Origin of the sequence: Nesterenkonia pannonica (assembly GCF_019575955.1) — a bacterium.
In the GTDB taxonomy this organism is placed as follows: Bacteria; Actinomycetota; Actinomycetes; order Actinomycetales; family Micrococcaceae; genus Nesterenkonia; species Nesterenkonia pannonica.
The window spans coordinates 2,587,664-2,612,497 of sequence record NZ_CP080575.1 but is presented as its reverse complement, the minus strand read 5'-3'; the positions used below and the strand labels follow the sequence as shown (position 1 = coordinate 2,612,497).

Below are 24,834 nucleotides of genomic sequence, written 5' to 3'. Positions count from 1 at the left end.
CAGACCGTCAGGATCGCCGAGGTGGGAGCCTCGGCGCAGGCGGCGGGGTCGGCCATCGCCGCATCCACTCCTCCCAGCGGGGAGCAACTCTGTTCACAGGGGTCTGCTGGAGCATCACCTCAGAGACGAAGACTCCCCACGGCGTGCACTCCGGGCGACGCCACGGCAGGTCGCGCTTCTGGTCATGGAACCAGTCGATCACCGGGCCGTGCACCTGCTCCGGCTCAGGGGCGGAGGGAAGAGTGGGCACGGCGTCGGGCTCTCGGCCCGCAGGCACAGTCGGGACGCTGCTCATCAGGCACATCCTAGTCAGGGCGGTGTCGGTCACCTCCATCGATGTCTGCCTTCGCCGATACTGTGGGGAGCTATGGCCAAGAAGAAGTCCTCCGCTCCCACGTTTGAGTGCGCTGAGTGCGGCTGGCAGACCGTGAAATGGGTGGGCCGCTGCCCGGAGTGCCAGGCCTGGGGCAGCGTCCATGAGAAGGACGGGGCCGCGGCGGTCCGCACCGCGGCGGCGACCACTGTGGCCAGACCCGCGACGACGATCGGTGAGGTCGACTCCTCGCTCGCCGAGTTCCGTCCCACCGGGGTGGGGAGCTGGATCGGGTCCTCGGAGGCGGGCTGGTGCCCGGTGCGGTGATCCTCATGGCGGGTGAGCCCGGCGTCGGCAAATCCACCCTGCTGCTGCAGGCCGCCGCCGCCGTCGCGGAGCGCCACGGCCGCTCGCAGCCGGTGCTCTACCTCACCGGCGAGGAGTCCGCCGCGCAGGTGAAGAAGCGGGCCGAGCGCATCAACGGGCTCTCGGAGCACCTGTACCTTGCCGCCGAATCCGACCTCGGCCAGGCGCTCGGGCAGATCGAGAAGGCCGACCCGCAGCTGACCATCATGGACTCGGTCCAGACCCTCTCCTCCGCGGAGGTCGAAGGTTCGCCCGGCGGCGTCACCCAGATCCGCGAAGTCACCGCCGCGATGATCGAGGCGGCCAAACGTCGCGGCATGACCACCATCCTCGTCGGCCACGTCACCAAGGACGGGAACATCGCCCCCGGATGCTCGAGCATCTGGTGGACGTCGTCTGCCAGTTCGAGGGCGACCGGCACTCCAGGCTGCGTCTTCTGCGTGCGGTGAAGAACCGGTACGGCCCCACCGACGACGTCGGCTGCTTCGACCTCGGCGAGAACGGCCTCGAATCTCTCGCCGACCCGTCCGGGCTCTTCGTCTCCGCCATGGCGGAGCGTGTGCCCGGAACCTGCATCACCATCTCGCTGGAAGGGCGGCGGCCCTCACCGCAGAAGTCCAGGCGCTCGTCGCCGAATCCCAAGCCGCCCAGCCTCGCCGGGCCGTGTCGGACTCGACTCACCGCGAGTGTCCATGCTGCTGGCGGTGCTGCAGCGCCGCGCCAAGCTCGCCGCTCTCATGAAGTCCGAGACGTACGTGGCCACAGTGGGGGAGCAAAGATCACGGAGTAAGCTGCGGACCTGGCCGTCGCCCTGGCCGTGGCGTCGGCGGCCCTGGAGAGGTCGCTGCCCAACAGGTTCCTGGCACTGGGCGAAGTGGGACTGGTAAGCGAAGTCCGTCCCGTGACGGGGCTGCAGCGCTTACTCCAGGAGGCGGCCCGCCTCGGCTTCACCCACGCACTGGTTCCGCGCGGAGGCGGCGAGAACGCGCCCGAGAGCCTCACCGTCCGTGAGGTGGGATCCCTGCCGGAAGCGATGAATCTGCTCTTCGACTCCTCGTCATAGACTCGTCCCTGTGAGCAGCGCCGCCGATTCCTTCAAGCACGCGGGCCGCGGAGGCGGCCGCTTCCTCCTGACCCGAAGCCGGGCGGGCTTCACCCGGGCGAAGAACTCGCTGATCCCGGCGGCTCAGATGACGGCAGCAGGCGTCGGCGCCTACCTGATCGCCGAGCAGCTGCTCGGACACCACCAGCCGATCTTCGCCGCCGTGGCCGCCCTGGTCGCCATGGGGTTCACCAAGGAGCCCAGAGGCCGGAAGGTCCTGGAGGTCGCCATCGGCTGCACCCTGGGCGTGCTCATCGCAGACATCGTCGTCCACTTCTTCGGCCAAGGGTGGATGGTGGCCGTCGTGGTCGTCTTCCTGGCCGTCATGGTGGCCAGGTTCCTGGACTCAGGCGCCACCTTCGCCATGCAGATGGGCCTGCAGGCGCTGCTGGTCGTCATGCTTCCCGCACCGGAGGACACTGCCCTCGGCGTATTCAGCCGCAGCGCGGACGCCATGGTCGGCGGCATCACCGCCATGACCATCGCACTGCTGACCCCGCGCGACCCCGCTCCGAGCCCGTGCGTGAGCTCAAGGGCGTCACCGGTGACCTCACCCTGTCGCTGCGGGAGACCGCGGCGGCTGTCCGGGACGGCGATTCGCGCGAAGGCTGGCACGCCCTGATCCGTGCCCGCGGCACCCAGCCGAAGATCGATGAGTGCGTCAAATCCATCACGACCGCCGAAGAGCTCACCCGCTACTCGCCCCGCACCGCCGTCACCGGCACTACATACAGCGCATCAGCCGCGCCACCGACAAGCTGGACCTCGCCGTGCGGTCCCTGCGCGTGGTCATACGCCGATCCATCAGCAGCATCGACCACGCCGCTCTGGACACCGACGGGGCTGAGAACTTGGCGCGCGTCCTCGACGAGCTGGCTGACAGCTCAGCCCTCCTCACGCGTGCGGTCGCCGAGGCCCCGGGTTCGACCGCGGCATGCAGGCCGCCGAGAAGTCGCTCACAGCCGTAGCTGCGCAGCTTCACCCCAAGCGCATGGGTATCCATGACCTCGAGGGCGACACGATCGTCCTGCTGATCCGCACCATGGTCGTAGACCTCCTGGAGGCCACCGGCATGGAGCACGACGAGGCCGACGCCCACCTTCCCGTCCTCGGGTGAGCGCTAAGCCTCAGCAGGTCGAAGAGTCAGCTCCTGGTGAGGAGAGCTCGAACTCCAGGGTGATGCGGTCGCTGACCAGGACGCCTCCGGAGTCAGGGAGTGTTCCACCGGACGTCCCAGTCGCGGCGGTCGATCCTGCGCGACCCCTCAAAACCGGCCCGGAGCGTCCCTGCGGGGTCCCTGGTGATGCCGAGCAGCTCCAGCGGGATCGCCACGCTCTTCGTGGTGCCGCGGATGGTCAGGTCGCCGGTGATGATGAAGCTGCTCTCGCCCACCTCGTCCACCCCGGTGGAGACGAACGTGATCTCGGGGTAGCTCACCACGTCGAAGAAGTCCTCGGAGAGCAGATGCTGGTCACGGTCCGCGCTGCGGGTGTCGACGCTGGAGACCTGCACGGCGACGTTCACTGTGGAGGCGCTCCAGTCCTCCGGGTCGAAGACCGCCTCACCGGCGACGTCGGTGAACGCACCTGTCACGCGGGTCACCATTGCGTGCCGGGTGGAGAACCCGACCCGTGAGTGAGAGGGGTCGATGGTCCATGTGCCTGCAAGCTGATGATCATCAGACATGAGGGCTCCTCCGTTCCTGTTGAATGTTCCGTTCGGGAGCATCGTAGGCCACGGGCAGGAGCGCCTCGAGGCGCCTCAGACTCGGTAGAGGTGCGCGAAGTTCTCCGGGATCGGGTAGCGGATCGGTTCGGCCTGGGTGCTGGGGGCAGCGATGCCTCGCTGGCGGCGTCCTGCTTCTGCGGCGAAGAGACTGATCCCCGCGCCGCCGATCATGAACGCAGGCCCCGGAGAGCAGCGCCCCCGCCAGCCAGTGCCACAGGCTCGGGTCCTCCGCGCTGGCGAAGAGTCCCGACCAGCCGCCCCGAAGAGGAAGCAGAGCCCGGCGGCGACGACGGACACGATCCCGATGATCCAGCAGAGGACGGCTGCGGGAGCCGCGCTCGGAGGGTTGTCGAACAGCACCGTATTGTGCTGAGGCTCCGCCCGCATGATGGCCCATCCTGCGATCAGCCCCAGACGGCGACGACGAGGTAGGCCGCGATCATGTCCGAGGCTCTGTGCCAGTCCTCGATGAAGATGTAGGTGCCCCAGCCTCCTGCCCAGAGCGCGGCCACGAATCCCATGAAGGGACGCTGGCGCGGACCCGCGGCCAGGAACACGGCGACGGCGGCGGACGCGGCCAGGGTGGTGTGCCCGCTGGGCAGCGAGTTGGGAAGGTCGGCCTGGGTGAGGAAGAGGCCCACGCTGCGGTCGTCCTCGACCACCTCACGCTCGAGCCAGCTGTACTTCATGATCTGGGTGGTGACATTGGCGCCGACGACGCCCGCCAGAACGATGAGGCCCGTGACGAGCTTCTGACGCATCAGCACCAGCAGTCCGAACACGACTGCAGGCGGGATGACCATCCACAGCGCCGTCCAGAAGCTCTCGCCGTCCTCGCGCGGCAGGTAGGGCAGCGGGTGCTCGAAGTGCACCGCCGCGAGCCGCGGCACCGTATCGATGACCTGCCCGAGCGTGGTCCGCACGAAAATCTCATAGCTGCCGATGAGCAGTGCGCAGCAGACCAGTACTCCGGCGATCCACAGGCCTGTTCGGCGGGCAGGCGGGCGCAGCGTGCTTGACATGCACAGAAGTATCCCAGCTTCCGGACCCCACGGAGCAACATAGGGTGAGGACCATGCAGGACCGTGTCGCCGAGCTGCCCCCGTCTCCGATCTTCTGCGCGACGCCGTCGCCGTCGGACTGCCTATGCGCACCCGCTTCAGGGGTCAGACGGTCCGGGAAGCGCTGCTGATCCGGGGTCCGAAGGGATGGGCAGAGTTCGCGCCCTTCGCCGAGTACCAGCCGGAGGAGTCTGCGGCCTGGCTCGGGGCGGCCGTGGAGGCAGGCTGGCGCGGACTGGGGCGCCGCTGAGGAGTCCGTGCCGGTCAACGCCACGCTTCCGGCCGTGGAGCCTGAGGATGTCCCCGCGGTGCTCGCCCGCTACGGCGACGGGATCACTGCGGTCAAGATCAAAGTCGCCGAGCAGGGCCAGAGCCTCCAGGACGATGTGGCGCGGGTCTCGGCTGTGGTCAGGCAGCTTCCCGTGCGGCCGTCAGGGTCGACGCCAACGCGGGCTGGACGCTGGCGGAGGCGGCGGCGGCTCTGCCGCGGATCGCGGAGGCCGCCCAGGGCAGGCTCGAATACGCCGAGCAGCCCGTCCCGGGTGTGGAGGGGCTCGCTCGTCTGCGGGAGCTGCTCAGCGCAGACGGCGTCGCCGTGCGGCTCGCCGCTGACGAGGCTGTGCGCAAGGAGGAGGACCCGCTGCGGGTGGCACGCCTCGGCGCAGCTGACCTTCTGGTGCTGAAGGTCCCCGCTGGGCGGAGTCAGCCGGGTTCTCGACCTGGTGGAGCAGGCGGGCCTGGACGCTGTGGTCTCCTCCGCCCTGGACACCAGCGTCGGCCTGGCCGCCGGGCTGGCGCTTGCGGCGCGCCTGCCGCGGCTTCCTACGCGTGCGGCCTCGGGACCGCTGCTCTCTTCGCCCGCGATGCGGTCAGCGCGCCCCTGCTGCCGTCCGCGGGCCGACTGGCCGTTCCCGTACGCGACGGAGTCATCACCGCCCCGCCCCTGCCCCGGAGCTCATCGCTCAGGTGAGGCTCAGCCCTGCACGCCAGGCGTGGTGGTTCGACCGCGTCCACGCCGCGCACGCGGAACTCGCCAGTAGGATTGTGGGGTGACTTCACCCCGGCGTCCGTTCCGCGAGTTCGACGACTCCCACGACGCCGAGTCGATCCGACTGGCTCGCCGCGTCATCCGCGGACTGACCCCTGGCCTGCGTCACGTCGTCCTCGCCCCAGGCTCCCGCTCAGCGCCCCTGGCATACGCGCTGGCAGAGGCGGAGCAGCTCGGGGCCATCACCATTCATGTTCGCATCGACGAGCGCTCCGCAGCGTTCACGGCCCTGGGCCTGGCCATGGCCGCGGGGAGCCGGCGGCTGTCGTCACCACCTCCGGGACCGCGGCGGGAAACCTCACGCCGCGGTGATGGAAGCCGACCTCGCGGCGTCCCGCTCGTGGCGATCACCGCTGACCGCCCCGATGAGCTTCACGGCACGGGAGCCAACCAGACCACATGGCAGCAGGAGATGTTCGCTTACCGCGTCCGTGACGAGCTGCACCTCGAGCAGGGCCTCATCCGCCAGGGGCAGCTGCGTCTGGAGCCGGAGTCGCGCGACGACATCCTCTCTGCGGAGGCTCAGGTGGCGCTCCTGCTGCGTCAGGCCGGTGCCCGCAGCCGCCAGGAGGTGCCCGGTCCGGTGCACCTGAACATCGGGTTCGCGGATCCGCTGGTGCCCGTCGAGCCTCCCTCAGCGCGGGGACCCGGGCGCTGGGCACGTCGTGGCGTGATCCCGCCCAAGGAGCGGCAGCGACTCTATGATCAGGCGGATCAGCTCAGCCCTGCCGAGCACCTCCGCGTCCGGCGCAACGTGGACGACGCCTGGCTCCACGAGGGCGGGGAGGCGTCCGACAGCCCGTCACAGGCCATTCCGCGAGTCTCCGCTGCTCAGCGGACCGTCTTCGTCCTCGGCCACGATGCCCCCGCCGAAGCAGTCCGCGCGGCCCGCAGGCTGGGACAGCCCATTCTCGCCGAGCCGACCTCCGGCGCCCGGTGGGCCGAGCTGGGACCCGTCCAGGGCTACCGGCTCGTGCTGCAGGCGCCCTCCGGAACCGCCGCGGCCGACCTGGTGGATTCGGTCCAGCGCGTCGTCGTCGCGGGACGCCCCACCCTGTCCCGACCGGTCCAGCAGCTCATCAGCCGCACCGACGTGCGTGCCGCCCAGTACGCACCTGTCGCCGAGCCCTGGTTCAGCGACGGGCTTCCGAGGCCGGTGATCGGAGAGATCGGGGATCTCGCCGACTTCGCAGGAGGGGCGCCTGCAGGCTGGGCCGAGGCCTGGGAGGAGGCTGGGCTGAATGTGCAGCGCGCCGTCGACGCGGTCCTCAGCGAAGAGTCTGGGGCCTGTCCTCGGTGCGCGCAGCCCAGTTCGTCGCCGAGTCGGCGCCGGGCCCCATGCTGCTGGGGTCCTCATCAGTCATCCGGGATGTGGACCTCGGTGCTGTGCTGACCCGCAGAGATCGGGTCCGCCGGGTCCACGCGCTGCGGGGCCTGTCCGGCATCGACGGGAACGTATCGACGGCGGTAGGCATCGCCCTCGCCGCGGGGACACGAGTGACCGCAGTCGTCGGGGACCTCACGTTCCTCCACGACACCAACGCGCTGCTCTACCCCACGACTGAGCGCATCCCGACCATGGATGTCGTGGTGATCAACGACGGCGGCGGCGCCATCTTCGATCAGCTGGAGCACGGGACGGTGGGGCGCCGTCCGGGAAGGCCGATGCCGTCGAACGGCTCTTCGGCACGCCCCAGAGTGTCGATGTGGAGGCGCTCGCCGACGCCCATCATCACGAGTATCGCTTCGTCGAATCACTCGGCGAGCTTGAGGACGCGCTGGCTCACCCCGACGACAGGGTCGGCATCCGCATTGTGGAGATCGCCTCCGACAGGACGCTGCTGCGCGATCTTCACGCCCGGATCAGGGCGCTCGCCTACCCGGATGCCGTCTGACGAGCGCCTAGCGCGCTGAGCATCGGACGCAGCTTGGACTCGGTCTCGGCGAGCTCCGCCTCCGGGTCTGAGCTTACCACGATCCCCGCGCCGGCGTAGAGGCGCACCCGCTAAACCGTCCGACTCCAGCACTCCGCCGCGCAGAGCGATCCCGAATTCCGCGTTGCCGGCGGCGTCCAACCAGCCGACGGGCCCGGAGAACGGCCCGCGGTCCAGACCCTCCAGCTGTTCGATCAGCTGCCCCGCGGCCGCCGTAGGCGTGCCGCAGACCGCCGCAGTGGGGTGGGCCGCCTCTGCGACCTCCAGCGGGCTGGGGAGCGCCCCGTCGTCCTGGTGCGCCAGCACCCCGTCACGTCGCTGGCCAGGTGGTAGACGTTCGGGAGCTCAAGGAGCCGCGGATCCGCGGCGCCTGCAGCGACTCCGTCAGGGAGCGAGCTGATCCATCAGGGAGGCGACGGCGAGGTCATGCTCGCGGTGCTGCTTGTGGTCGGTCAGGAGCGACTCCGCAGGCGCATCGTGGTCCACGGTGCCTGCCAGCACGCGTGAGAAGAGCCGTTCGCCGCGCAGCTGCATGAGCATCTCCGGGGTGGCCCTGATCATCTGCCCCACCCGGTAGGTCCAGGTCTGCGGATAGTCGGCAGCCAGACGTGCCAGCAGCGGCCCGGCAGGCAGGGCCGCATCGGCCGAGACGACCACATCGCGAGCCAGGACGAGCTTCTCCACCGTTCCGGAGTCGATCGCGCTGAGCCCCGCGGCGACGGCGCTGAGGTACTGGGCAGGGGTCTGTGTGCCCGGTCCCAGGGCGGCGGGCGGCACCTGAGGGAGCTCCGGTGCGGCGAGACGGAGGGCCCCGTCCTCCAGCACCAGACCATGCTCTGCGAGCATGGTGCGCAGGTCCTTGCCGGTCTCCTCGACGACCTGGAGACGGGCGCCGCTCTCGTCGCTTCGGAGGAGGACGGCGGGCACCGTGAGCAGCGACTCGTACTCGGAGGCTGCGGAGAAGCTGACGGATACAAAGCCGGTGAGGTCGCTCTGCTCGGCGGTGATCTGCCGCCACGCTGCGTCCAGCTGCTGAAAGCGCCGAGGCCCCGATGCGCTGACCCTGAGCGCCTCGCCGAGCCCCAGAAGTCCGTGGCCCTGCCTGATCCAGGCGGCGGAAGGTCGAAGCCCGCCAGCGAGCCCTGCAAGCCCCGACGGCGGAAGATTCACGTCCGCCGTGCGCAGGGTCAGGGGCGGGGCGCGAAGGTCATGGCCCATCAATCCTACTCGTCGCTTTATCTGCAAGAATGCTGGGGTGAATCCTGCCTTCCGAGGACCCCGAGCCAGTCTGGACAAGAAGCCGCACGACGTGGTAAGCATGTTCGACCACGTGGCCGAGCGCTACGACATCACCAACGATGTCCTGTCACTGGGGCAGACCAAGGTGTGGCGTCGTCGCCTCGTCGAGGCCCTGGGCGTGGAGCCGGGGAGGACGTGCTGGACCTCGCAGCGGGCACAGGCTCATCCGCTGAGCCCTTCCACGACGCGGGCGCCCACGCCATCGCCTGCGACTTCTCCGAAGGCATGCTGGCCGTGGGCCGCAGGCGACGTCCGGACATGACCTTCATCCAGGGCGACGCCATGGATCTGCCGTTCGGCGACGGGCAGTTCGACGCGGTGACGATCAGCTTCGGCCTGCGCAACGTCGCCGACCCTCCAAGGCGCTGGCCGAGATGCTGCGTGTGACCAGGCCCGGAGGCAGGCTGGCCATCATGGAGTTCTCCGACCCCACCAACCGGCTCCTGCGCACCGTCTACCAGGAGTACCTGATGCGCGCTCTTCCCCTGCCGCTCGCGCCGTCTCCTCGAACCCGGATGCCTATGTCTATCTCGCGGAGTCCATCCGCGCATGGCCGGACCAGGACGCCCTGGGACGCATGGTCGAGGCGTCCGGATGGTCCGAGGTGCGCTACCGAAGCCTCACCGGCGGGATCGTTGCCATTCATCGCGCAGTGAAGTCCGCTGACGCCCGATAGAGTTGTGTGCGATGACTGATCCCTCTGTGCAGCCCGTGTCCCCGGAGGATGCACCCACCATCAAGCTTCCCGCAGGCTTCGACGTGCTCGCCTCCGACGAGACGCTGGCCGCCGACATCACCGAGGCCCTCGACGACGTGGAGCAGAGGCTCCTCGACGCGCTCACGGTAAGCGACGACCTCACCGACCCCTCGGCGCGGTACCTGGCAGACGCCAGCGGCAAGAGGGTGCGTCCGCTGCTGACAGTGCTCACGGCCGAGCTCTTCGGAGGCCTGAACGCCGACGTGCGGCAGGCGGCCGCGCTCATCGAGATGATCCACCTGGCCACCCTTTACCACGACGACGTGATGGACTCGGCGCCCCTGCGGCGGGGAACGCCGTCTGCTCATGAGGTGTGGGGAACTCGGTGGCTATCCTCACGGGAGACCTCATCCTGGCGCGAGCGTCGCTGCTCATGGCGGAGCTGTCCCAGGAGGGCTCACGCATTCAGTCCCGCACGTTCGAGCGCCTCGTCCTCGGGCAGCTGCACGAGACTCTGGGCCCGCAGGGCGACCAGGACGCCTATGACCACTATCTGAGCGTCATCGTGGACAAGACCGGCTCCCTCGTCGCCGCTGCCGCACGTCTGGGAGCGCACTTCGGCGGCGCCGACGACGCGCAGGCTCAGCTCCTCGAGGAGTACGGCGAAGCGGTCGGCATCGCCTTCCAGCTCGCCGACGACATCATCGACCTCACAGCTGACGGCGAAGCCTCAGGCAAGACCCCGGAACAGATCTTCGCGAAGGCGTTCCGACGCTTCCCGTCCTGCTGCTGCGTGAGGCGGCCGCGCAGGGCGACGCCGAGGCATCCCAGGCGGTGAGCCTGGTCGATGCCGACCTCAGCTCCGACGAGGCCCTGGCCGAGGCGGTCGCCTCAGTGGTGGCTCACCCTGTGACAGAGCAGGCGTGGGAGGTCGCCCGGTCCTGGTCGGCCCGCGCCAAGGAGGCCATCTCCGACCTGCCGGATTCGATCGTGAAGCAGGCGCTGGACAGCTTCGCCGACGCCGTCGTGGATCGCGAAGGCTGACACCCTCAGCGGGGCTCCTGCGTGCCGCAGTGCGGTCCTAAGTAAGCTTCTCCGCCAGCACCTGCTGCAGCGCGGGACGAAGCTCCGCGGCCTTCTGAGCCCGGAACTCAGGGCTGAGGGGCTCGCGCAGCTGCCGGTAGAGCCTGTCGTCGGCCCATCTGGGGAACACATGCAGATGGTAGTGCCAGACGTGCTGGTTTCCCGCCTACTCGTTGTGCTGCCGGGTGCTGGTTCCCTCCGGGTTCCAGGCCAGCTTCATCGCCAGCGCCACATCGCGCGACATGGAGCTGATCTTCGCCAGGATCGAGTCGTCGAGGTCATAGAGCGCCTCCAGGTGCTGCGCGGGAGACACCATGGCGTGCCCCGGGTAGGGACCGAAACCGTCGCACCCGATGAACACGATCACATCCTCGTCCTGGTGGACGAGATCCCCCAGTTCGCACCTGTTCGACGGATCGGACACATCCCCTCCACCAGTCCGCAGAAGGGGCAGGAGTAGTTCGGGGGCGCGTGCGAGGCCCATGCGACCGCCACGCTATGCCTCGCTGTCCTCGAAGGAGAACTCCAGCAGATCGAAGATGAACTCGCTGACGGTGGCGCCCTCGGAGGACCATTCGTGCGTCGCGTTCTTCCGCCGCCGGATCAGGGGATCGGGAACCCGCAGGTCTGCGACGTCCACGCCCCAGGCGAAGCGCTCCTCCTCGTCCTCGAGGAAGAGAAGATGACCCTCCTCGGTGACCAGCTCGTCCGGGTCGAAGAAGAAGTGGTAGGCCTCCATGAGCTCCTCGCACCGGCCCAGCGCACGGTAGAACTCCTCGAGAACCAGAGGAAGGCCTGAGGCGTCCGGGAGCTCAGAATCGGAGAGCATGCCCGCGAGATCCTCGGCGGACAGCCCCTCATCGGGAGTCCACGCGTCGTCGAGGTATCGGGGAACCAGCGCCTGGAACTTCTCGTAGAACATCTCTGCCACAGAGACAGCCTACTGCCCGGCCATGCTCTTCAGACGCTCGATGCGGTCGTCCATCGGAGGGTGTGTGGAGAACATCTGCTTGGCCCGCGCTCCGAAGGGGTTGGCGATCATCATGTGGGCGTGGGCGTCGTGCTTGGGGTCCTCGTTCAGGGGCACCTGGCGGATCCCGCCGTCCAGCTTGTTCAGGGCCGAGGCCAGGGCGAGCGGGTCCCCGAGAGCTCCGCGCCGTCCGCATCTGCGTCGTACTCTCTGGTCCGGCTGATGGCTGAGCGGATCATGCTCGCTGCGATGGGCATCAGGATGGCCGCCAGCAGCGCACCCACAATGGCGAGCGGGTTCTGGCCGCGGCCGCCGCGCCCGAAGAGGATGAAGAACTGCGTGATCGTGGTGAGGAACCCGGCAACGGCTGCGGCCACCGAAGAGATGAGGATGTCGCGGTTGTAGATGTGCATCAGCTCGTGGCCCGTCACGCCGCGCAGCTCCCGCTCGCTGAGCAGGTTGAGGATGCCCTCGGTGAAGCAGACCACGCCCTTCTCCGGGTTCCGTCCCGTGGCGAAGGCATTGGGAGTGGGCTGGGGCGAGATGTAGATCCTGGGCGCTTACTGCTGGGCCCGGGAGGCGAGCTCCTCGACCATGGCGTAGAGGGCAGGAGCCTGCTCCCTGGTGACCGGATAGGCCTGCATGGCCCGCAGTGCGATCTTGTCCGAGTTCCAGTACGAGTACGCCACAGAGATCAGGCCCAGAGCGCCGAAGACGAAGATGAATGCAGGAGTCTCCGTGGCAGCGGCCACGATGGCCCCCACCACCAGCACCATGGCAAAGAGGAATGCGAGCAGGCTTAGGCGGTTCTGAGGCGTCCGTGATGATGATGCATGCGGTCCCTTTCGCGCAGTGAATGATCCCCGTGATCAACATCATGGTATCCGGGGAGATTCCGCCCGATCCTTTGGACGGCGTTCGCACCGAGTTAACCTTTCGTTCACCTTCGGTTGGAACTGTTCACCCTATGGCCGTTACCCCCGCCGAGCGACAGGTCATCGCTCGCGCTCCAGGCATCCGTTCCTCCACCGCATCATCAGCCGAGACGGCGCTGCGCACGCAGCTGCAGGAGCCGCTGAGCCGCCGCCGCGCCGTGCTGAACTGGCTGACCGTCGCAGTAAGCGTCTACCTCCTCATCACAGCCGTGGGAGTCATCGGCTCAGGCTTCTCCCTCGCAGCCGGAGATCAGGCCGAAGCGCTGTTCGGCTTCGCTGCGAACCCTGTCATCGGTCTGATGATCGGCATCGCAGCCACTGCTCTGACGCAGTCCTCCTCCACCACCACCTCGGTCACCGTCGGCCTGGTCGCGGGCGGGCTCCCGCTGAGCATCGCCATCCCCATCATCCTCGGCGCCAACATCGGCACCACTCTGACCAACACGCTGGTCTCGCTGGCCATGGTCCGGGACAAGGAGCAGTTCCGCCGCGGCTTCTCCGCCGCCACCGTGCACGACTTCTTCAACCTGCTCGCCGTGGCCATCTTCCTGCCCCTCGAGATGGCCTTCGGCCTCCTTGAGCGTGCGGCCACCGCAGCTGCCGGGCTCATCGACGGCTCAGAGGCCGCTGACACGGGCCTCATCGAGACCATGCTGGGCGGAGTCGGCGCGCTCATCAAGGGCGCCACCGCTCCGGCCGGGGAGCTGATCGGCCTCGTGTTCTCCCCGCTGCCCGACGTGTGGGCAGGCATCGCCATGATCGTCTTCGCGATCGCCCTGATCCTGCTCGTCATCAACATGATCAGCCGCAAGCTGAAGGCAGTGCTGGTCGGCAGGGCTGAGCGCATTCTGCATGCATCCGTCGGCCGGAATCCTCTGGTCGCCATCGGCTCCGGCGCCGCTGTGACCGTCATGGTCCAGTCATCCTCAACGACCACCGCACTGATGGTTCCTCTGGCAGGCTCCGGGAAGCTCTCGCTCCGGCAGATCTACCCATTCACCCTCGGCGCCAACATCGGCACCACCATCACCGCGCTGATCGCCGCTATGGCCTTCGACGGTCAGCTCGGAACCATCGCCCTGACCGCCGCCCTGGTGCACCTGTTCTTCAACGTGTTCGCCACGCTGCTCATCTTCGGGATTCCGGGCCTGCGTGAGCTGCCTCTGATCGGAGCGCGCTGGCTCTCCGACCTGGCCGTCCGCCGTGCGCCCGCCGCCTTCGCATGGGTCGCCGTCGTGTTCATCGCGGTTCCCCTCGGGCTCATCGTCCTGCTCTGAGCGCCTCCGGCGGCGGGCGGACGGCCAGCATCACCGCATGTTGATGAACTGCAGCGCGGCGTCGTCGAAGTCCTTCAGCAGGGTGATGACATCCTGCAGGTCGTCGCGCGACTTCGAGGTCACACGCAGCTCATCTCCCTGGATCTGAGCCTTGACCGACTTCGGTCCTTCGTCCCGGATGATCTTTGAGATCTTCTTCGCCGTCGCCTGGTCGATGCCCTCCTTGATCTGACCCTCGATGCGGTACTCCTTGCCCGAGGCCTTGGGCTCCGAGGCCTCGAAGGACTTCAGGCTGATGCCGCGTTTGATCAGCTTGGATTCGAACACATCCTGCGCCGCCTTCGCGCGCTCCTCAGAGTTGGCGCGAATCAGGATCGCATCGCCGGAGAAGTCGATCTCCGTGCCGGTTCCTTTGAAGTCGTACCGCTGAGCAATCTCCTTCTGAGCTTGGTTCAGTGCATTGGAGACCTCCTGGCTGTCCACCTGGGAGACCACGTCGAAGCTTGACTCTTTAGCCACTGCCATACCTTTCGTCGTCGGATGCTGTGTGTAAGATAACGCCCATAACTTAATGATGAACATTTCTCGCAGCGAGAATGCGAAGCCTCGCGACTGTAGTGGTCACCGCTGCGAACCCTTCCCTCCACGCACCTGACATGAGTGCCTGGCCAGAAGAGGTTCGCACCGGTCGGGTCCTTGCCCGGCGCAGCGTCCTCCCGGCCGGGCAAGCCGATACGAAAGGACGCGGGCCCGCATGCCGCTCTCCCCAGATCCTAGCCAGCAGATACTGGTCTCCACCGCAGGCTCTCTGCCGCGCACCCCGGAGCTCATCGAAGCCAACGCCGCGCGCGAGATCGCCGAGGACGGCTTCACCCTCACCAAGACGCCCGAGTTCGACGGGCTGCTCACCGATGCTGTGGTCAACCTCGTCAAGCGTCAGGCTGAGCTGGGCGTCACCCTCCCCGGCGACGGCGAGTACGGCAAAGCCATGAGCTCAGCCGTGGACTACGGAGCGTGGTGGTCATACGTCTTCCAGCGCGTCGGCGGCCTCGAGGTGACCGGAGAGAACCTCTTCAACTGGCCCCACCAGGAATCGGCCCCCGGAGACCTCAGGCTGACCAACATGATGAACCGCCGCGACTGGGTGAAGTTCGTCGACTTCTACACCAACGGTGCGCCCACCGGCAGTCACGCTGTCCCCTTCCCGGCCACCACGGGCGAGCTGACCTGGCGCGGCCAGGAGGCCATCGAGGCCGACATCGCCAACCTGAAGAAGGGCCTCGAGGCGGCAGGGCTGGAGCAGGGGTTCCTCACCTCCATCGCACCGGGCTCCGGAGCGCGCGTTCCCAATTCGCACTACGCCAGCGAGGAGGAGCACCTCTACGCCTGGGCAGACGTGATGCGGCACGAGTACAGGGCCATCACCGACGCCTAGCCTCATCCTCCAGCTCGATGACCCCTGCCTCGCCGAGAACTGGGACCAGATCACCCCAGCGCCCTCCGTTGAGGACTACCGGGCGTTCACCCAGCTGCGCATCGACGCCCTGAACTACGCGCTGCGGGGCATCGACCCTGAGCTGGTCCGGCTGCACATCTGCTGGGGCTCCTGGCACGGGCCGCACACCACGGACATCGAGTTCAAGCACATCGCGGACCTGTGCCTGGGCGCCGATGCCAAGTACTTCACCTTCGAGGCAGGGAACGTCCGCCACGAGCACGAGTACACCGTGTGGGACGATCTCACGCTCCCGGAGGGCAAAGTCATCGTCCCCGGCGTCGTATCGCACGCCACCAATGTGGTGGAGCACCCCGAGCTGGTCGCTCAGCGCCTCGGCCGCTTCATCGAACGGGTGGGCCGTGAGAACGTCCAGGCTAAGCACCGACTGCGGGCTGGGCGGCCGCCTGCATCCGGACATCGCATTCGCCAAGCTGGAGTCTCTCGCCCAGGGGCGGCCATCGCGACGTCAAGGAGCTTCTGACCCGCCCTGAGACGACGGCGGCCCGCCACCAGCAGTGATGCGAGGTGGCGGGCCGCCGTCGTGGTCTGTGAGAGAGGCTCAGCTCTGCGGGGCCTCGCCCTCGCTCTGCTGCTCCTCCACCTGCTTGTGGATCTCGGCCATGTCGAGGTCCTTGACGGCCTTGACGACTCCGCCGAGCTGCTCGGCGTTCAGAGCGCCCGGCTGGGAGAACACGAGCACCTTCTCGCGGAAGACCATCAGCGTGGGAATGGAGGTGATGTTGGCTGCTGCAGCCAGCTCCTGCTCCGTCTCCGTGTCCACCTTGCCGAAGGCGGCATCCGGGTGCTCCTCGGAGACCTGCTCGTAGATGGGAGCGAACTGCTTGCAGGGACCGCACCAGTCTGCCCAGAAGTCGATCAGCAGAATGTCGTTGTCCTCGAGCGCCTGCTGGAAGGTGTCAGCGGTCAGGTCTGTAGTAGCCATACCCCCACGGTACGCAAGGTATCTCCGGATTCGAGAATTTTTCCGCTCTTGGGTAAAGTTGTGGGGTGCCTCGTTGGGGCGCAAGCAGTCGCGCGGCAGGTTACCCGAGCGGCCAAAGGGAGCTGACTGTAAATCAGCTTAAGCATTGCCTACGGGGTTCGAATCCCTCACCTGCCACCGCACGCGAGCAAGGGGACTCTGGATGATCCAGGGTCCCCTTCTCAATGTCTGCCCGGGCATGGAGCGTTACCCTGTGAGGCGAAGCTTCTCCTACTATCCGAACACTTCCGGAGGCCCTGATGGCAGAGATCGATGCCGCCGAGCTGGCGCGGCGGCTCGAATCCCGAACTCCTGCAGGGATCGCCTCCCAGGTCCAGGAGCTCATCGACGACGGGACGCTGGCTCCGGGCGCGCGGCTGCCCACTGTGCGCGACCTCGCCCAGGAGCTGGGCGTCTCCGTGGGCACCATCGCCCAGGCGTGGGGGCTGCTGCGTGAGGAGAACGCCGTCGAGACCCGCCGCAGAGGGGGCACCCGTGTGGTGGACGGTCAGAGCGATCCCGCGGCTTACTTCCGCGGCTTCGGCTCGGTGGATCTCCACGCCTGCAGCCCTGACCCGGCGCTGCTGCCCCCGCTCGAGGAGGCCGCTGCCGCTGCGCTGAAGCACCCCAGCATCAACGCGTGGTCCCGCGAATACCTCACCGAGGACCTGCGACGAGCCTCCGCCCAGGACCTGCCCTACATCCCTGACCGTGCGATAGCAGTCGCAGGCGGCGCGCGGGGCCTCTGGCTCGCAGCATCCGTCGCGGCGAGCCCGGGAGACGTCCTCGCCGTCGAAACGCCGTTCGACCCCGGCTTCCTGGAGACTGCGCGCAAGATGGACCTCACCCTGGTGGGCGTTGCCACCGATGCGCAGGGCCCTCTGCCGGACGCGCTGCAGGCGGCCCTCGACGCCGGAGCCTCGGCCTTCGTGCTCGCCCCGTCCGGACCGTTCGGATCCCAGCATGCGCTGAGTGAGGAGAGGGCGGACGCGCTGCAGGCCGTGGTGGAGCAGGCCGACGCGCTGATCATCGAGGACGACCCCTGGGCCCGCTGGTGGAGTCCCCGACGGCAAGCCTCGCCGCCCGCTGCCCGGACCGCAGCCTCCGTGTTCTCGACTACGCACGAGCTTTCGGCGCGGACATCCGAACGGCCATTCTCGCTGGCCCTGACCCGCTGATCGCCCGAGCGGTCCGGCTGCGCGCGGAGGGCCTGTCCTCGCACAGCCGCATACTCCAGCAGATGGTCGCAGAGCTGGCAGGATCGGCAGGCCAGCGGCGGCGGCTCAAGAGCGTCCGGCAGCACTACGCGCGGCGCCGGGACGTGGCACTCGGCGCCTTCGCCGATGCAGGCTTCGCAGCCTCGAGCGGTCCGAACAGCTGGAGCGTGTGGGTCGATGTGGCTGACGCGCACCGCACCGCCCTGGCCCTGTCGGCTCAGGGCGTCGTGGTCGACGTGGGCGCTTCAGCGTCGCTGGAGGAGCACCCGCCCTCTCGTCTGAGGATCAGCATCGCCCAGCTCCCGAGTCGCCCGAGCGGGCGGCGGAGCTGACGCAGATGATCAGCCATGCGGCGTCCGGCGACCTCCGCCCCACCTTCCTCTGAGCTGCTACCGGCTCCGGTGGTCCTCGGGCACGAGCTTGGGCCCCATCCGCTGATGGGCGAACCCTGAGAGCTTCAGCAGCCGAACCACCCTCTGCCGGTGGGGCCTGTACGGCTCCAGCAGCCTGAGCATCCCAGGGTCGTCGGTCCGGGCACCCGTCATGGCCTCGCCCACAAAGTGAGCCAAGTGATAGTCGCCCACTGCTTAAGCAGGTCGGCTGCGCCGTGGGAGCGCTGAAGCGCTTCTGCCGCACTCCATACTCCGACGCCCGGAATCGCAGCCAGGCTCTCGGCCAGCGCATTGACCGCGTCGGTGCTGGGCGGCGTCTGGGCGCCCAGGCGGTGCAGGGCGGCGGAGCGCTGGGCGATCCTCTGAATGGTCTTCGACAGCGGCGGCTGGACCCACAGCCGGTGCCACTCCCACGAGGGGACGCCCCGCAGCTGCTCCGCGGTCAGGGGCATGCGAAGCCATTCGGGCACAGGCATAGGCGCACGGCGGGCCCAGTCGAAGGCCGGGGCCGAGCCGTGGCGCCGCAGAAGGTTCCGCCACCCGTGGCGCGCCTGGCCGTGGGTGACCTTCTGCTCCAGGGCCACCGTCACCAGCTGGTCGAACAGGGCGCCCGTGGCAGGCAGCCGCACCCGGGGTGTCGACGCCGGACCGCCGCCATGGCCTGGTCGATGTGCTCGTCGGAGTCGGCCAGCAGATCGTCCAGCTCCGCCCATTCGTCGGCAGCGCCCAGGAGTGCGGGGGCTCGCTCGGCGGCGGCCTCTGCCGCAGCCTCCGAGGCGGCGACGATCCGGACTCGCACCTGGGAGGCGTCGAGCTGATCCAGCCGGAGAATCGCCTGATCGACGTCCTCCGTGGGGGCAGCGGCGTACCTGCGCCGCACGGAGGGCGACCCAGGCTCCAGCACCGGCGGTGCCGCGCGAGCCCCGTCGAACCCTCCGGGATCCACCCGAACGGCCGGGTCTGCGTGTCCCCGCTGCAGCGGACGCAGAGTCCGGGGAGGTCGAAGGGCGCCCCAGGTCCACCGTGCGCTCAGCCGAGAAAGTCACCCCACACTGTGCCACCCGAACGAGTCCTCAGCACTGTTTCCCTTTGAGTCCAGACCTTATTGAGGAGGGGAGCGCCCCGGTAGTCTGGGGGCAGGAAGGAGCGGCACGCTTACTCAGCACCCAAGCGACGGAAGCGAACCACCGTGAAATATGCCCAGTCCGTTGTGGAGCTCATCGGCTCCACGCCCTTGGTGAGGCTCAACAGTGTTGTCCAAGGCCTCTCCTGCACTGTGCTGGTCAAGCTCGAATATCTGAACCCGGGCGGATCCATCAAGGACCGAATCGCGCTGAAGATGATCGAGGCCGCCGAGGCCGAGGGCACGCTTGCCCCGGGGAGTGGTGGTCGAGCCGACCTCGGGCAACACCGGCGTGGGACTCGCGCTGGTGGCCCAGCAGAAGGGCTACCGGGCCGTCTTCGTCACGGTGCCGAAGGTGGCCCAGGAGAAGCGGGACGTGCTGCGGGCCTACGGCGCTGACGTCGTGGTCGGCCCCGCCGGTGTCGATGCTGAGTCCCCGCTGAGCTACTACGGCATCTCCGATCAGCTGGCGCGGGAGATCGAAGGCGGGCACAAGCCTGATCAGTTCTCCAACCCGAATGCGCCCCACTCGCACTATGAGACCACCGGTCCGGAGATCTGGGAGGACACCGAGGGAAGGTCACCCACCTGGTCGTCGGCGCCGGAACCGGCGGCACCGTCACCGGCACAGGGCGCTACCTCAAAGAGGTCTCAGCGGACAGAGACTCGGGGCCGGTGCGCGTGGTCGTCGCAGACCCGGACGGCTCCATCTACTCCGGCGGCGAGGGACGCCCCTACTTCGTCGAAGGCGTCGGTGAGGATGTCTGGGTCAAGAACTACGACCCGAGCGTCCCCGACGAGCACCACGCCATCACGGATGCGGAGTCGTTCGCGATGTGCCGCCGCCTCGCCACCGAGGAGGGTCTGCTGGTGGGCGGCTCCTCGGGCACCGCAGTCACCGCGGCGCTGAAGGTCGCCGAAGGCCTCGGGCCCGACGACGTGATCGTCGCAGTGCTGCCGGACTCCGGGCGCGGATACCTCGGCAAGATCTTCAACGACCAGTGGATGATCGACCACGGCTTCGGCGAAGTGGTCTCCACCTCCACCGGCACCGAGATTGCGGTCAGAACCTCCGAGGAGCTCTCCCAGGCAGTCCGCGACGGAGTGATCGGCACCGATACTCATCACCAGGCCCCCGGCACAGGGAGCAGGACCCTGCGACCACAACGGCCGGAGCCCTCCTGCAGGCCAAGCGGGGCATGTTCTCCGAGGCGCTGCCGGAGGTCATCTCCATCAGCCGGGAGACGACCCTGCGTGAGGCGGTCAGCGTGATGAACCGCTACGGCGTGGACATCGTCCCGGTCATCGACCATCCGGGCCCGGTGGCCCGCATCGGCGAGGTGTACGGGGTGGTTGACGTCGAGCACCTCTCCGAGGATGTCATCGAAGGCCAGGCCAGCCCGGACGAGCCGGTCGCCGACCACCTGCGCGACCATCTGCCTCTGCTGGGCATCACAGAGACCCTCCCGCAGATCCTGTCCAAGCTGCGCAGCCACCCCACCCTCCTGGTCGCCGACCGCGGAGACATCGTGGGCGTGCTGACCCGCAATGATCTGCTTGCCCACCTCTCCGGAGCCAAACGACAGGAGATCGACCTCAATGAGTGAGAACCAGCGCACCCCGGATTCTCCACCCACGCCATCCACACCGGCCAGGACATCGACGAGGTGTACGGGGCTGTCGTCCCGCCCCTGCACCTGTCCACCACATTCGCCCCCGACGGCATCGGCAATCTCCGCAACGGCTACGACTACGGACGCGTAAAGCAGCCCCACCCGCACCGCCCTGCAGCAGCAGCTGGCGGCATTGGAGGGCGGGCGGCACGCGTTCAGCTTCGGCTCCGGGCTGGCGGCCGAGGACGCGATCATCCGGGGCCTGATGAGGCCCGGCCAGCGCCTGGTGATGGGCAACGACGCCTACGGCGGAACGTACCGGCTCTTCGCCCGGGTCCATGGCGACTGGGAATCACCAACACCCCCATCGACCTGTCGGATCATGAGCGCGTCGCCGCGGAGCTTCAGCACAGCGACGCGACCCTGCTGTGGGTGGAGACGCCCTCCAACCCTGATGGGCGTCACAGACATTCGCGCCCTGGCTGACATCGCGCACGCCCACGACGCCCTGCTGGTGGTGGACAACACCTTCGCCACCCCGTACCTGCAGCAGCCGCTGAGCCTCGGTGCGGACGTCGTCGTGCACTCGACCACCAAGTACATCGGTGGCCACTCCGACGTGGTCGGAGGTGCTGTGGTGCTCGGTGAGGGGACGCCGCCGATGACCTGGCCCAGAAGGTCGCGTTCCAGCAGTTCGCTGTGGGTGCGGTCTCCGGGCCCCTGGACGCCTACCTGACCACTCGGGGCCTGAAGACCCTCGGCGTGCGTATGGATCGCCACTCGTCGAACGCGCTCGCGCTGGCCGAGCACTTCGAGGGCCACCCCGCTGTGGAGCGGGTCCTCTACCCCGGCCTGGAGTCGCACCCACAGCACCAGCTGGCGGCATCCCAGATGAGGGACTTCGGCGGCATGGTGTCCCTGCAGCTGGCGGGAGGCGAGCCACCGCACGCAAGGTGGCGGAGGGCACCAAGTGGTTCATTCTCGCCGAGTCGCTCGGGGAGTGGAGTCGCTGATGAACTATCCCCACGAGATGACCCACGCCTCGGTCCGGGGAACGGAGCTGGCCGTGCCGGAGAACCTCCTGCGCCTGTCGGTGGGCATCGAGGACGTCGAGGACCTCATCGACGACGTCGAGAAGGCCCTGGCCGGGCTGTGACGGGACGACGGGGTCTGCAGGGCACGGTGGACGCGGTATGCGTCGTCCATCAGCTGACCCCGGATCCTGGATCGGTCGGAACCACCGCGATCGACAAGCGGCCCGTGGAGGGTCCTGTGCGGGTGCGCGCCCTCGGCCTGCACGGGGACGTCCAGACTGACCGCGCGCATCACGGCGGCCCCGAGAAGGCCGTGTACGCGTACGCAGCCGCGGACGCCGCATGGTGGGCCGAGGCGCTCGGGCGCGATCTTCCGGCGGAAGCCTGGGCGAGAACCTGAGGGTCTCCGGCCTCGACGTGGATGCCGCGCAGAGCGGCGAACGGTGGCAGGTGGGCGACCGGGCCGTCCTGGAGGTCACCGGGCCCCGGATACCGTGCGCTACGTTCGGACGCTGGATGGGCGAGGCTCGGTGGGTGAAGCGGTTTCTGCAGGCCGGACGTCCGGGGACGTACCTGAGGGTTCTCACACCGGGAGAGATCCGGTCAGGCGACGCGGTCACGGTGCTTGAGGAGGGCGAGGGTCCCACCATGCGTGAGACGGCTCTGGCCCAAGGCCCGGCGAGCGCACGCCCCGACGACTGAGCGCGGTAAGCACGACGGCACGAAGAAAGCCCCAGGCCATGGCCTGGGGCTTTCTTCGGTCCTGCTCGCGTAGCGGTGGGGGGCTCGATCCCCGACCTCACGATTATGAGTCGTGCGCTCTAACCAGCTGAGCTACACCGCCCTGAGTGAGCAGATGACTGGAGTGGAGAAGCCCCACGCCGCGCAGTTCTGATGATGCGCTGCGCGGGGCCTTCACTCGAGCCCCAACCGGGAATCGATCCCGGGACCTCAGTCTTACCAAGACTGCGCTCTACCACTGAGCTATTGGGGCAACGACAGAACATCCTAGCATCGGATATTCATGCCGCCCAAATCCCCGTCAGCACGGGGATCCGGCTCAGTGGCGGGGCTTCTTGCGGCCGCCGAATCCGCCCTTGCGCGGCCCCTTCTTGAAGCCGCCCTGATCGCCGTCCCGGTCGTTGCCGCGACCGCCGCCGGTGCGCGGCGCGGGTCCCCGGCGTCCTTCTCGATGCGGATCAGCTCGCCGCCGATCCGCGTCTTGGTGAGGGCAGCCCACTGGTCGCCGGAGAGGTGCTCCGGAAGCTCGACGAGGGTGTGGGTGGGGCGGATGTCGATGCTGCCGATCTGTGCCCCGGTCAGCCCCGCCTCGCCGGTGATGGCTCCGACCACGTGGCCCGGGGTCACCCGGTTGTTGCGTCCGACAGCCAGCCGGTAGAGGGCGTTGCCCGGCGCTGCGCTGGGCGCTCCCTTGGGGCCGCGGTCTGTGCGGGGGCCGCGGTCCTCGTAGCGTCCGCCCCGGTCGTTGTCCTCGCGGAACTCCGGAAGGGCGCCGCGCATGCCGGAGTCGTCCTTCTCGTCCAGCAGGAGGGATCGGCCCTCGTGGACCATGGAGACCAGTGCGGCGGCCACATCTTCAGCGGGAGTGTTGTGGTTCTCCACGTAGCTGCTGACCAGCCCGCGGTACTCCTCCAGGTCCTCGCCTACCAGGGTGGCGGTGATCCGCTCGGAGAATCGGTCCAGACGCGACGCGTTCACGTCCTCGACGGAGGGCAGGCTCATCTGCTCGACCGTCTGGCGGGTCGCCTTCTCGATCGAGCGCAGCATGCGCTTCTCACGAGGAGTGACGAACAGGACGGCCTCACCGGAGCGTCCGGCGCGCCCGGTGCGTCCGATGCGGTGGACGTAGGACTCGGTGTCGAGTGGGATGTCGTAGTTGAAGACGTGGCTGATGCGCTCCACGTCCAGGCCTCGGGCGGCCACGTCGGTGGCGACCAGGACGTCGATGCGGCTCGACTTCAGCTGCTCAACGGTCTTCTCCCGCAGGTTCTGAGGAATGTCGCCGTTGATGGCGGAGGCGCGGAAGCCGCGGGCGTTGAGCATCCCGGCGACCTCTTCGGTGGCGGACCGGGTGCGAACGAAGACGATGGCGGCGTCGTGCGCCTCCGTCTCCATAATGCGGGTCAGCGCCTCGCCCTTGGCGTGGTGCTTGATGAACAGGAAGCGCTGCCGGGTGTTGGAGCTGGTCTGAGTCTTGGACTTGACCTTCACCTCGACCGGGTCGTTGAGGTACTGCTCGGAGATGCGACGGATGGCGGTCGGCATCGTCGCCGAGAAGAGCGCGACCTGCTTGTCGGTAAGCGTCTGCGCGAGGATCTTGTCCACCTCTTCGGCGAAGCCATGCGCAGCATCTCGTCAGCCTCGTCGAGGATCAGGTGCTCGACCTCGGAGAGGTCCAGGGACCCCTTCTCCATGTGGTCGATGACGCGGCCCGGGGTGCCGACCACGACGTTGGCGCCGCGCCGAAGACCCTGCAGCTGGGGGCCGTAGGGAGCGCCGCCGTAGATGGGCAGCACGGAGATGCCGTCGACCTTGGCCGCGTAGGTGGTGAAGGCTTCGGCCACCTGGATGGCCAGCTCACGCGTGGGGCCAGCACCAGAGTGTTGGGCCGGTTGCCGAGGGTGCCTTCGTCGTGGGCTGCTGCCATGTGAGTCAGCGCGGGCAGGGCGAAGGCGGCGGTCTTTCCGGTGCCGGTCTGGGCCAGGCCGACCACGTCGCGGCCAGCGATGAGCTGGGGATGGTCTCCGCCTGGATGGGGAGGGTCTCGTAGCCCATGGACTCGATGGCAGCCATGACGCGCGAGTCGAGGCCGAGGTCGCTGAAGGGGGAATAGTGGGGGCGTCTGTCTCAGACATGCGGGTGACTCCTTGTCACGTAGGCGGCCTGGACCGCCGCGGCCGCGCTCCAGCGCTCCGACAGTGTCTACCGCTCGTGCTCGAACGGCTTACTCCATCAGGAGCAGGCCGTGCATGGGCACGGCAGGACTTATCGGACGGTTTTCGCTGGAACGAGGATCACGGGGACTCAGGCCGGGGAAAGGCTCCGGAGTCGACCCGCACACAGAACAACAGAACTCCACCGGGCCTACCAGCTGATCGAAATGCAGCTGTGCCGGGAGTCAGCAACAGATAAACGGGATTA

The 24,834-nt window shown here is 68.1% G+C and carries 20 protein-coding genes, 3 tRNA genes and 14 pseudogenes; 20 read left to right on the top strand and 17 right to left on the bottom strand.

The features are described 5' to 3' along the window. Positions 1-7: 7 nt before the first annotated feature. Positions 8-295 (bottom strand): hypothetical protein, encoded by a 288-nt coding sequence (locus K0H76_RS18685; RefSeq protein WP_258933946.1) that lies wholly within the window; start codon positions 293-295, stop codon positions 8-10. Positions 296-367: 72 nt separating this feature from the next. On the opposite strand from K0H76_RS18685, the pseudogene radA reads away from it, so the two are divergent. The 4 genes and pseudogenes from radA to K0H76_RS18665 all read left to right on the top strand — a co-directional run bounded on the left by radA (position 368) and on the right by K0H76_RS18665 (position 2,898). Next, positions 368-1,742, top strand: a pseudogene (gene radA, locus K0H76_RS18680) (DNA repair protein RadA). Between the two features lie 10 nt (positions 1,743-1,752). Continuing rightward, positions 1,753-2,403, top strand: a complete 651-nt coding sequence (locus K0H76_RS18675; RefSeq protein WP_258933945.1) for an FUSC family protein — start codon at positions 1,753-1,755, stop codon at positions 2,401-2,403. A 34-nt stretch (positions 2,404-2,437) separates the two neighbouring features. Beyond that, a complete protein-coding gene (locus K0H76_RS18670; RefSeq protein ID WP_258933944.1) occupies positions 2,438-2,749 on the top strand; it encodes a hypothetical protein in 312 nt (103 codons plus the stop codon). Positions 2,750-2,772: 23 nt separating this feature from the next. Continuing rightward, positions 2,773-2,898 carry a hypothetical protein gene (locus K0H76_RS18665; protein ID WP_258933943.1) on the top strand — a complete coding sequence of 42 codons (126 nt, stop codon included), beginning with the start codon at positions 2,773-2,775 and terminating at the stop codon, positions 2,896-2,898. A gap of 10 nt (positions 2,899-2,908) precedes the next feature. On the opposite strand, the pseudogene K0H76_RS18660 reads toward K0H76_RS18665, so the two are convergent. The 3 genes and pseudogenes from K0H76_RS18660 to K0H76_RS18650 all read right to left on the bottom strand — a co-directional run bounded on the left by K0H76_RS18660 (position 2,909) and on the right by K0H76_RS18650 (position 4,531). Beyond that, positions 2,909-3,467, bottom strand: a pseudogene (locus tag K0H76_RS18660) (YceI family protein). Positions 3,468-3,542: 75 nt separating this feature from the next. Next, on the bottom strand, positions 3,543-3,896 hold the full coding sequence (locus K0H76_RS18655) for a hypothetical protein (protein ID WP_258933942.1): 354 nt from the start codon (positions 3,894-3,896) through the stop codon (positions 3,543-3,545). Between the two features lie 17 nt (positions 3,897-3,913). After that, on the bottom strand, positions 3,914-4,531 hold the full coding sequence (locus tag K0H76_RS18650) for a phosphatase PAP2 family protein (protein WP_258933941.1): 618 nt from the start codon (positions 4,529-4,531) through the stop codon (positions 3,914-3,916). A gap of 124 nt (positions 4,532-4,655) precedes the next feature. On the opposite strand from K0H76_RS18650, the pseudogene K0H76_RS18645 reads away from it, so the two are divergent. After that, positions 4,656-5,623 (top strand): annotated as a pseudogene (locus K0H76_RS18645) (o-succinylbenzoate synthase). Beyond that, entirely contained in the window at positions 5,620-7,011 is a 1,392-nt protein-coding gene (locus K0H76_RS18640) for a hypothetical protein (RefSeq protein ID WP_258933940.1), read from the top strand. Before K0H76_RS18645 ends, K0H76_RS18640 begins: the two are co-directional and overlap by 4 nt. On the opposite strand, the gene K0H76_RS18635 is transcribed toward K0H76_RS18640, so the two are convergent. Beyond that, a complete protein-coding gene (locus K0H76_RS18635) occupies positions 6,975-7,151 on the bottom strand; it encodes a hypothetical protein (RefSeq protein ID WP_258933939.1) in 177 nt (58 codons plus the stop codon). The genes K0H76_RS18640 and K0H76_RS18635 overlap by 37 nt on opposite strands. Before the next feature lie 221 nt (positions 7,152-7,372). Further along, a pseudogene (locus tag K0H76_RS18630) lies at positions 7,373-8,398 on the bottom strand (chorismate-binding protein). 472 nt (positions 8,399-8,870) lie between these two features. Between K0H76_RS18630 and K0H76_RS18625 the strand changes: the two are divergent. Together K0H76_RS18625 and K0H76_RS18620 are read left to right on the top strand one after the other, a co-directional pair. Further along, a pseudogene (locus K0H76_RS18625) lies at positions 8,871-9,527 on the top strand (demethylmenaquinone methyltransferase). An 11-nt stretch (positions 9,528-9,538) separates the two neighbouring features. Then, positions 9,539-10,592: pseudogene (locus K0H76_RS18620) on the top strand (polyprenyl synthetase family protein). A 37-nt stretch (positions 10,593-10,629) separates the two neighbouring features. On the opposite strand, the pseudogene K0H76_RS18615 reads toward K0H76_RS18620, so the two are convergent. The 3 genes and pseudogenes from K0H76_RS18615 to K0H76_RS18605 all read right to left on the bottom strand — a co-directional run bounded on the left by K0H76_RS18615 (position 10,630) and on the right by K0H76_RS18605 (position 12,436). Further along, positions 10,630-11,126 (bottom strand): annotated as a pseudogene (locus K0H76_RS18615) (HIT family protein). A 1-nt stretch (position 11,127) separates the two neighbouring features. Beyond that, complete coding sequence (locus tag K0H76_RS18610; protein ID WP_258933938.1) at positions 11,128-11,562, bottom strand: hypothetical protein; 435 nt, start codon at positions 11,560-11,562, stop codon at positions 11,128-11,130. A gap of 9 nt (positions 11,563-11,571) precedes the next feature. Then, positions 11,572-12,436: pseudogene (locus K0H76_RS18605) on the bottom strand (M48 family metalloprotease). Positions 12,437-12,568: 132 nt separating this feature from the next. Between K0H76_RS18605 and K0H76_RS18600 the strand changes: the two are divergent. Continuing rightward, positions 12,569-13,813: a Na/Pi symporter gene (locus tag K0H76_RS18600; RefSeq protein ID WP_258933937.1), complete on the top strand. Its 1,245-nt coding sequence runs from the start codon at positions 12,569-12,571 to the stop codon at positions 13,811-13,813. A 30-nt stretch (positions 13,814-13,843) separates the two neighbouring features. Here K0H76_RS18600 and K0H76_RS18595 read toward each other — a convergent pair whose 3' ends face one another. Beyond that, entirely contained in the window at positions 13,844-14,332 is a 489-nt protein-coding gene (locus K0H76_RS18595) for a YajQ family cyclic di-GMP-binding protein (RefSeq protein ID WP_258933936.1), read from the bottom strand. A gap of 235 nt (positions 14,333-14,567) precedes the next feature. On the opposite strand from K0H76_RS18595, the pseudogene K0H76_RS18590 reads away from it, so the two are divergent. After that, a pseudogene (locus K0H76_RS18590) lies at positions 14,568-15,802 on the top strand (cobalamin-independent methionine synthase II family protein). Positions 15,803-15,870: 68 nt separating this feature from the next. On the opposite strand, the gene K0H76_RS18585 reads toward K0H76_RS18590, so the two are convergent. Continuing rightward, the gene (locus tag K0H76_RS18585) at positions 15,871-16,254 is read right to left on the bottom strand and encodes a thioredoxin family protein (protein WP_168198657.1); all 384 of its coding nucleotides are present in this window, start codon (positions 16,252-16,254) and stop codon (positions 15,871-15,873) included. Positions 16,255-16,348: 94 nt separating this feature from the next. Between K0H76_RS18585 and K0H76_RS18580 the strand changes: the two genes are divergently transcribed. The 3 genes from K0H76_RS18580 to K0H76_RS18570 all read left to right on the top strand — a co-directional run bounded on the left by K0H76_RS18580 (position 16,349) and on the right by K0H76_RS18570 (position 17,842). Next, positions 16,349-16,431 (top strand) — tRNA-Tyr (locus tag K0H76_RS18580). Positions 16,432-16,553: 122 nt separating this feature from the next. Further along, a complete protein-coding gene (locus K0H76_RS18575) occupies positions 16,554-17,471 on the top strand; it encodes a GntR family transcriptional regulator (protein WP_258933935.1) in 918 nt (305 codons plus the stop codon). Next, positions 17,435-17,842 (top strand): aminotransferase class I/II-fold pyridoxal phosphate-dependent enzyme, encoded by a 408-nt coding sequence (locus K0H76_RS18570; RefSeq protein ID WP_258935477.1) that lies wholly within the window; start codon positions 17,435-17,437, stop codon positions 17,840-17,842. Before K0H76_RS18575 ends, K0H76_RS18570 begins: the two co-directional genes overlap by 37 nt. A 57-nt stretch (positions 17,843-17,899) precedes the next feature. Here the strand turns inward: K0H76_RS18570 and K0H76_RS18565 are convergent, their stop codons facing one another. The 3 genes from K0H76_RS18565 to K0H76_RS18555 are packed head-to-tail and all read right to left on the bottom strand — an operon-like array spanning position 17,900 to position 18,848. Further along, positions 17,900-18,055, bottom strand: a complete 156-nt coding sequence (locus K0H76_RS18565) for a hypothetical protein (RefSeq protein WP_258933934.1) — start codon at positions 18,053-18,055, stop codon at positions 17,900-17,902. Further along, a complete protein-coding gene (locus K0H76_RS18560; protein ID WP_258933933.1) occupies positions 18,052-18,531 on the bottom strand; it encodes a hypothetical protein in 480 nt (159 codons plus the stop codon). The genes K0H76_RS18565 and K0H76_RS18560 overlap by 4 nt, the downstream gene beginning before the upstream one ends. Continuing rightward, a complete protein-coding gene (locus K0H76_RS18555) occupies positions 18,489-18,848 on the bottom strand; it encodes a hypothetical protein (protein WP_258933932.1) in 360 nt (119 codons plus the stop codon). The genes K0H76_RS18560 and K0H76_RS18555 overlap by 43 nt, the downstream gene beginning before the upstream one ends. Before the next feature lie 243 nt (positions 18,849-19,091). Between K0H76_RS18555 and K0H76_RS18550 the strand changes: the two are divergent. The 7 genes and pseudogenes from K0H76_RS18550 to K0H76_RS18520 all read left to right on the top strand — a co-directional run. After that, positions 19,092-20,048, top strand: a pseudogene (locus K0H76_RS18550) (pyridoxal-phosphate dependent enzyme); the annotation flags it as partial. Between the two features lie 248 nt (positions 20,049-20,296). Then, positions 20,297-20,632, top strand: a complete 336-nt coding sequence (locus K0H76_RS18545) for a hypothetical protein (protein ID WP_258935476.1) — start codon at positions 20,297-20,299, stop codon at positions 20,630-20,632. Positions 20,633-20,692: 60 nt separating this feature from the next. After that, positions 20,693-20,740: pseudogene (locus K0H76_RS18540) on the top strand (hypothetical protein); the annotation flags it as partial. 91 nt (positions 20,741-20,831) lie between these two features. Next, entirely contained in the window at positions 20,832-21,374 is a 543-nt protein-coding gene (locus K0H76_RS18535; RefSeq protein ID WP_258933931.1) for a PLP-dependent transferase, read from the top strand. Then, positions 21,338-21,517, top strand: a pseudogene (locus K0H76_RS18530) (PLP-dependent transferase); the annotation flags it as partial. The gene K0H76_RS18535 and the pseudogene K0H76_RS18530, both read left to right, overlap by 37 nt. A 133-nt stretch (positions 21,518-21,650) precedes the next feature. Continuing rightward, a complete protein-coding gene (locus K0H76_RS18525; RefSeq protein ID WP_258935475.1) occupies positions 21,651-21,794 on the top strand; it encodes a PLP-dependent transferase in 144 nt (47 codons plus the stop codon). A gap of 14 nt (positions 21,795-21,808) precedes the next feature. Beyond that, positions 21,809-22,374 (top strand): annotated as a pseudogene (locus tag K0H76_RS18520) (MOSC domain-containing protein). Positions 22,375-22,444: 70 nt separating this feature from the next. Here K0H76_RS18520 and K0H76_RS18515 read toward each other — a convergent pair. From K0H76_RS18515 to K0H76_RS18505, 3 genes and pseudogenes are all read right to left on the bottom strand, one after another. Then, a tRNA-Met gene (locus K0H76_RS18515) sits at positions 22,445-22,516 on the bottom strand. A gap of 78 nt (positions 22,517-22,594) precedes the next feature. Next, positions 22,595-22,666, bottom strand: a tRNA-Thr gene (locus K0H76_RS18510). A 66-nt stretch (positions 22,667-22,732) separates the two neighbouring features. After that, positions 22,733-24,516: pseudogene (locus K0H76_RS18505) on the bottom strand (DEAD/DEAH box helicase); the annotation flags it as partial. Positions 24,517-24,834: the final 318 nt, after the last annotated feature.